The following is a 7193-nucleotide window of genomic DNA, read 5'->3' as shown; positions in this document are numbered from 1 at the left end:
CAAGCTCTGCCGGGTGGCATTTGCCTTGATGAAAAATCAGAGCGAATACCAGCCGAAGCCTATGTTGCAGGGTTGCCCTGCAACATAGAATCTCCCACAGGGGGCCGGGTGCCTACAGGCTGTGCGTTACAACTGCGCCGCCAACCGCGAACCCTGGTTGATCGCCCGCTTGGCGTCCAGTTCCGCCGCCACGTCGGCACCGCCGATCAGATGAACCTTCTGCCCCGCCGCCTCCAGGCCTTCCTGCAATTCACGCAGCGGATCCTGGCCGGCGCAGATCACGATGTTGTCTACGGCCAGCACTTGTGGCTCGCCGGTTTCGCCGATGCGAATGTGCAGGCCGTCGTCGTCGATCTTCAGGTACTCGACGCTGTTGAGCATCTGCACCTGCTTGTTCTTCAGGCCCGTGCGGTGAATCCAGCCAGTGGTCTTGCCCAGGCCGTCACCGACCTTGGAGGTCTTGCGTTGCAGCAGGAATACCTGGCGCGCCGGCGCATGGGGTTCGGCCTTGATCCCGGCCACACCGCCGCGAGCCTCGAGGTGGGTATCGATGCCCCACTCCTTCCAGAACGCCTCGCGGTCCTGGCTGGTGGCAACGCCTTGATGAACCAGGAACTCCGATACGTCGAAGCCGATACCGCCGGCACCAATCACCGCGACACTGCGGCCCACCGGCTTGCGCTCCAGGATCACGTCCAGGTAGCTCAACACCTTGGCATGTTCCACTCCGGGAATCGCCGGCACGCGCGGCGCGATGCCCGTGGCGAGGATGATCTCGTCGTAGCCGCCAGCCACCAATTGCGCCACATCCACCCGGGTGTCGAGGCACAACTCGACATAGCTGGTCTGCAATTTGCGCTTGAAGTAGCGCAGGGTTTCGAAGAACTCTTCCTTGCCCGGCACGCGCTTGGCGACGTTGAACTGGCCACCGATTTCACTGGCCGAATCGAACAGCGTCACCTGGTGCCCACGCTCGGCCGCCACCGTGGCAGCGGACAACCCGGCCGGGCCGGCACCGACCACGGCGATTTTCTTCACCTGGGTCACCGGCAGATAGTTCAGCTCGGTTTCGTGGCAGGCCCGCGGGTTCACCAGGCAACTGGTGAGCTTGCCGCCAAAGGTGTGGTCCAGGCATGCCTGGTTGCAACCGATGCAGGTGTTGATTTCATCGCCGCGGCCGGCAGCGGCCTTGTTGACGAACTCCGGATCGGCCAGGAACGGCCGGGCCATGGAGACCATGTCGGCATCGCCTTCGGCCAGGATCTGCTCGGCCACTTCCGGGGTGTTGATGCGGTTGGTGGTGATCAGCGGGATGCTCACCGAACCACGCAGCTTGGCCGTGACCTTGCTGAACGCGGCGCGCGGAACCTTGGTGGCGATGGTGGGAATTCGCGCTTCGTGCCAACCGATACCGGTGTTGATAATCGTCGCGCCGGCCTGCTCGATGGCCTTGGCCAACTGGACGATTTCGTCCCAGGAACTGCCACCTTCCACCAGATCGAGCATCGACAGGCGAAAGATGATGATGAAATTCGGACCTACCGCCTCGCGCACTCGACGAACGATTTCCACCGGCAGGCGCATGCGGTTTTCATAGCTGCCGCCCCAACGGTCGGTACGGTGGTTGGTGTGGGCCGCCAGGAACTGGTTAATGAAATAACCTTCCGAGCCCATGATCTCGACGCCGTCGTATTCGGCCTTCTGGGCCAGTACCGAGCAGGTGACGAAATCGCTGATCTGTTTCTCGATACCCTCCTCGTCCAGCTCCTTGGGCTTGAACGGGTTGATCGGCGCCTGGATCGCGCTCGGTGCCACCTGCTTGGGGCTGTAGGCGTAACGCCCGGCATGGAGAATCTGCATGCAGATCTTGCCACCGGCCTCGTGTACGGCCCGGGTAACGATCTGGTGCTTGAACGCTTCTTCTTCGGTGGTCAGCTTGGCCGCGCCGGAGTACACGCCACCCTCGTCGTTCGGCCCGATGCCACCGGTGACCATCAGGCCGACGCCACCCCGGGCACGCTCGGCAAAATACGCCGCCATGCGTTCGAAGCCGCCGGGTTTCTCTTCCAGGCCGGTGTGCATCGAGCCCATCAGGGTACGGTTGCGCAAGGTGGTGAAACCCAGGTCCAGCGGGGCCAGCAGATGCGGGTAATGAGAGGCGGTCATCGGTAACTCCACAACGGGCGATCACGGGGTAAAGCGCAAGCTCTGCGGCTTGCGTCTGTCATGACCCACAGCGTAAGAGTCGGGATGCAGGCGCTCAATGACCGTAACTGACAACTTAATGATCCAAATGTGCAGGGCGCCGATCGGCTGTGCGTGACTCTCAGCGGGATGAGCCAGTCCTATCAACGCTGGCCCAGGTGCTGAAACCAAAAATAACCCTAATAACATGGTGCTCATTGCATGCATCCCCAACGAAAAATGCTGCACAACGAGTTGCACGCCCGCCCGTCGCTGTATTTCGACGAGCCGGCCCACGTCTTCCACCTGGCGTTTCTGGGCGACAATGCCCAGTGCAACACGTTGCTCGAACGACTGTGCCCTGAAACCGTCGCAGCAGAGGCCGCACAAGGCATCACCCGCCTTGAAGGACATCCGCTCAAGTGGGAGCGCCACGCCGAGTTCTTCACCCTGACCCTGGTCGTTCCCGCCAGCACCAATGAACTGCACTGGACAACGCTGCCCGAAAGCCTTGCCCGGGGTATCGAAGGTCATGCCCAGCACCTGATCAATGCCGTTCAGGTGGTGGTGCGCGCAGAAGCCGGTCTCGACCTGCCCAGCTACGGCTTCAAGGACCCTTGCGGCTCTTGCGTGGGCGGTGGCGATGCGGTGGTCTGGAGCGATTTTCGCCTGACCGAGGACGGCACCAATCGCCTGCTGTTCATCAACCGACGGCTCAACGCTTATCGCCAGGGCCGCATGATCCGACGTCTGCTGGAAATCGAGACCTATCGCATGATGGCGTCCTTGTCGCTCAATACCGCCAAGGCACTGGACCCGCAACTGAACGAATTCGATCGCACCCTGGTGAGCCTGTCCGAGCGCAACGCCAATGCCAGCGGCGTGCATGCCAAGGCCCTGCTGGAGGACATCGCCCTGCTCTCTCGCCAGGTCGTCAGCAGCACGGTCAGGAATCGCCACCGTTTCAGCGCCACCCGCGCCTACGCCCAACTGGTGTTCGAGCGCCTGGGGGAGTTGCGCGAAAGTCACCTGGGGGATTGCCAGCGGCTGGGCGTGTTCATCGAACGGCGTTTCAAACCCACGGTGCGTTATTGCGCAGCCACCGAACAGCGCCTCGAACAACTGGCCATGAGCGTCGCCAACCTGGGTGACCTGCTGCAAGCCCGCGTACAGGTTGAAATGGAGGACCAGAACGCCGAGATCCTGCGCAGCCTCAATGCGCGTGCCGATGCACAGATCAAGATCCAGCGCGCGGTGGAAGGCCTGTCGATCATTGCCATCACCTACTACCTGATCAATCTGTTCAAACTGGTCTATAGCGGGCTGCACACCTTGGGCGCAAACCTCTCGGCCCGCGAAGCGCTGCTGGGCATGACGCCACCGGTGCTGCTGATCATGTTGCTGATTCTGATCCGGATCCGCAAAGCCAAAAATCACTAGCGCGCCTTGCCAGCACAGAGGGTGTCCCAAGATTCCTGGACACCCTCTGTGTGTGCTTACCGTGCGTACAAATCAGCGCCCGCCCTTCGCTAATCCCTTGTTTTACCGTACCCTGCCCCGTAGCTCTTGATGAAAAATCACGAACCTGCACACGGCCGCTGACTGTTCCCCCATGCGCAAATTTCTGTACCTGCTGTTTTCCTTGGCCTTGATTGCCGCCCTGATCACCTACGCACTGTGGACGACGGATCGTCCGGCGGGTCATTACCTGTCAGACCTGCGCATCAGCCTGGCGGTCGACCAGGGCACGCCCGCCGACCGCGGCAACCTGCTGGGCATCCAACCCGAACTGTTCCCCACCGACTACCAGAGCCCCGAGCGCCTGCATCGCAAACTGGCGGCCTATCTGCAGACCGCTCGCGACCAAGGCTTTCTCAATGCCAAGACCGTGGTGGTCCTGCCCGAGCACATCGGCACCTGGCTGATGGTCGGCGGCGAAAAAGACGAGTTGTACCAGGCCACCAGCCTGAAGGACGCCATGAACTGGCTGGCGGTCAGCAATCCGCTGGCGTTTATCCGGGCGTTGGTCAGCGCTCAAGGCGATAGCCGACTGGACGATGCCTACCTGCGCATGAAAGCCGAGCGCATGGCCCATGACTATCAAGCGCTGTTCGGTGGGCTGGCCAAGGAATTCGGTATCACCCTGGTGGCCGGCTCCATCGTGCTTCCCGAGCCCAGTGTCAGTGACGGTGAACTGAAGATCGGTCGCGGTGCGCTGTACAACAGCAGCCTGGTGTTCGGCAGCGACGGCCGGCCGATCGGCCAGCCACAACGCCAACGACATCCGGTATTTGAACAGCGCGATGTGCTTGGGGCCGACCGCCCGACCGCTGTCCAAGTCATCGACACCCCCGCCGGGCGCCTGGGCGTGTTGATCGGCAGCGACAGTTGGTACCCACTCCACTACCGGCAACTCAACGAGCAGGGCGCGCAACTGATTGCGGTGCCCGCCTTCATCATCGGTCGCGATACGTGGGACAAACCCTGGAGCGGTTATAAAGGCCTGTCCACGCCGAGCGAGGTGAGCCTCAAGCCGGGTGAAGTGAGCGAGGGCCAAGCCTGGCATCGCCTGACACTGACCGGCCAATTGCCCATCAGCCAGGCCCGGGGCGGCGTCAGCGTGTTCCTGCGGGGCCAGTTCTGGGACAGCGGCAGCGCCGGCCAGAGTTTCATCAGCCACAACGGCCAACACTTCCCCGATGGCAACGCCCGTGGCGCTCGCCTGCTGAACCTGTGGTTGTGAACATGAAACCGCGGCCGATGCGCCTGGGCGACCTGTCAGTGGGCTTCGTCCATAGCCTGGCTGACGCCGTCGCCAGCCATGGGCAAGACCCTCAACCTTTGCTTGAACAGTACGGTCTCGATGCCGCGCGCCTGGCCAAGCCCGGGGCAAGGCTGTCGATCCCACGCTACATGCGCCTGGGCCACGCCGCGATTCAACAGACCCAGGACCCGGCCCTGGGCCTGCGCATGGGCCAACTCGGCCGCTTGAGCCAGGCCGGGCTGGCGGGCGTTACCGCGGCCCAGGCGCCAACCGTGCGCGAGGCCGCCCGCTGCATGATCCGCTTCGAGCCGCTGTATGGCTCCAACTATCGCGGCCAATCGAGTTTCCATGAAGATGCCCGAGGCGCTTGGCTACGGTTCTATTCCATCAGCCCGTATAACGCCTACAACCGCTTCGTCGTGGACTCGATCATTGCCGGCTGGCTTGCGCAACTGTCCAGCGTCAGCGGCATCGCGCTACGGCCAGAACGCATCGAAATCGAATTCGAGGAACCGGCATACCTGGAGGCCTACCGCACGCTCGGTGACTGCCCGATCCAGTTTGGCGCCGAACAGAATCAACTGCGCCTGGGCCTGGACAGCCTCGCCCAGCGCAACCCACAGCATTGCCCCAGCACCTGGCACCATCTGCTTCAGTTGTGTGAACGGGAACTGGAACAACTGACCCGCACCCGCAGCCTGCGCGAGCGCATCATCCAACTGCTGGGACCGTTGCTCAACGGCGGCCGGGAACCCGACCTGGAAGAAGTGGCGGCCCGCCTGAAGCTGCCGACCTGGACCCTGCGTCGCAAGCTGGCCGAGGAAGGCACGCAATTTCGCGCCATCCTCAACGACACCCGCCGCGACCTGGCCATGACCTACATACGCGATACCGAACTGGCGTTCGGCGAAATCGCTTATCTATTGGGATTCGCCTCAGCCGAGGCATTTCAACGAGCCTTCAAGCGCTGGAACAACCAGACGCCCGGAGAGTTTCGTCGTAGTCACAGAGGGATTTGAGCTTCAAGAACCTGGCTTGGTGCTTACCACTTGTAGCTTGTCGCGATCCTCACAACTCCGTCGCATCTTCGGCGGGTTCCAACGGGTCCAGTTCATACGCCTGGTATTCCAGCAGCTCTTCCTGATAATCATCCATTACGTGTCCTTCCCCTGTCATTGAAACCAATGCCTGATGGCGCTGGCATCAGCATAAAGCTGCTTTATGAACAAAACATGAAGCAAAGGCTTCATGAATTAAACGTAGCACAGGGTCGGGAAATTATCGTGTGAAGTGTGACAGGGCGTTACTCCCTGCCACTGGACCTCAGGATGCCGGAAGCGGCTGGATCGGCTCGGTCGGGGCCGGCAACGAACTGGACGGTGGTGGTGTAACGGTTTCCGTCGTCGGCGCAGACTCGAACGACTCGGGCGCAATTGGCGCTGGTTCGCTCGGCGGTGCGACGGGCTCCGATACCGTGGGAGCTGTTTCGACGGGGGCTGGCGCGGCCTCCTCTACCGGCGTGGTTGCTGCGGGAGCAGGCGCAACAGGCTCTGGTGCTGGAACTGGAGCCGGCATCAGCGCAGCCGATTCAGCTTTGGTTTCCGGGATACCCAGCTCAGCTTTCGGCTTCTCGGTATTCTCAGCCTTCTCGGCAGCTTTCTTCGCTTCGGGAGGCAGGAACAGCTCGACCAAGGCAAAGAAACGCTCATAGAACTTGGCCGCCGACACGGTTTCGCTGGCTACCTTGACCATCGAATCATCCGAGGAGCCGATCGGCATCGACACCGAACCCAGCACACCCACGCCCAGGCTGGCGGAGTTGTTGGTTTTCTTCAGCGCATAACGGTCCTGCAAGGCATTGGCGAACATGGTCGCACGGTGGCCGGTACCGCCGTCCTCGGCACAGACCAGGTTGAAGCTGATTTCCATGTGGGTCTCGCCGGTCTGCTGGAAACTCTTGTGACCGCTGACCAGCTTCGGATCGCTGCTGGTGATGATGTAGCCCTGGCTGAGCAACGCCCGACGCCCGGCCTCGCAGGTCGCCGCGTCGCTCACTGGATAAGTGCGCGAGAACGTGCCGGAGTCGTCGAAGTTCTCGTGCTCGTAAATGGCGGCTTTCTTCGACGAGCAACCGGCTGCGGCGGCCAGCACCAGTGCAAGCCCGACGGTGCGCATGGGAAATGATTTGAACATTGAACATCCTGAGAAAAACGGTCCGGGGCGTATTGTGCAACAGAACGCGACC

General features: G+C 61.9%; 5 protein-coding genes. 3 read left to right on the top strand and 2 right to left on the bottom strand.

What is annotated here, in order from left to right:
- Positions 1-126 precede the first annotated feature (126 nt).
- The gene (locus tag ASC85_RS23810; RefSeq protein WP_057451636.1) at positions 127-2166 is read right to left on the bottom strand and encodes an oxidoreductase; all 2040 of its coding nucleotides are present in this window, start codon (positions 2164-2166) and stop codon (positions 127-129) included.
- 240 nt (positions 2167-2406) lie between these two features.
- Between ASC85_RS23810 and ASC85_RS23805 the strand changes: the two genes are divergently transcribed.
- From ASC85_RS23805 to ASC85_RS23795, 3 genes are all read left to right on the top strand, one after another.
- The gene (locus tag ASC85_RS23805; RefSeq protein ID WP_057451635.1) at positions 2407-3624 is read left to right on the top strand and encodes a DUF3422 domain-containing protein; all 1218 of its coding nucleotides are present in this window, start codon (positions 2407-2409) and stop codon (positions 3622-3624) included.
- Between the two features lie 172 nt (positions 3625-3796).
- Positions 3797-4927, top strand: coding sequence for a carbon-nitrogen hydrolase family protein (locus ASC85_RS23800; protein ID WP_057451634.1), 1131 nt, complete (start codon positions 3797-3799; stop codon positions 4925-4927).
- 2 nt (positions 4928-4929) lie between these two features.
- Positions 4930-5967, top strand: a complete 1038-nt coding sequence (locus tag ASC85_RS23795; RefSeq protein ID WP_057451633.1) for an AraC family transcriptional regulator — start codon at positions 4930-4932, stop codon at positions 5965-5967.
- A gap of 304 nt (positions 5968-6271) precedes the next feature.
- Here ASC85_RS23795 and ASC85_RS23790 read toward each other — a convergent pair whose 3' ends face one another.
- Entirely contained in the window at positions 6272-7141 is an 870-nt protein-coding gene (locus ASC85_RS23790; protein WP_057451632.1) for a DUF2242 domain-containing protein, read from the bottom strand.
- Positions 7142-7193 lie beyond the last annotated feature (52 nt).

It is taken from the genome of Pseudomonas sp. Root401 (assembly GCF_001425105.1).
Taxonomy (GTDB): Bacteria; Pseudomonadota; Gammaproteobacteria; order Pseudomonadales; family Pseudomonadaceae; genus Aquipseudomonas; species Aquipseudomonas brassicacearum.
This window is presented reverse-complemented; position numbering and strand designations above follow the sequence as displayed.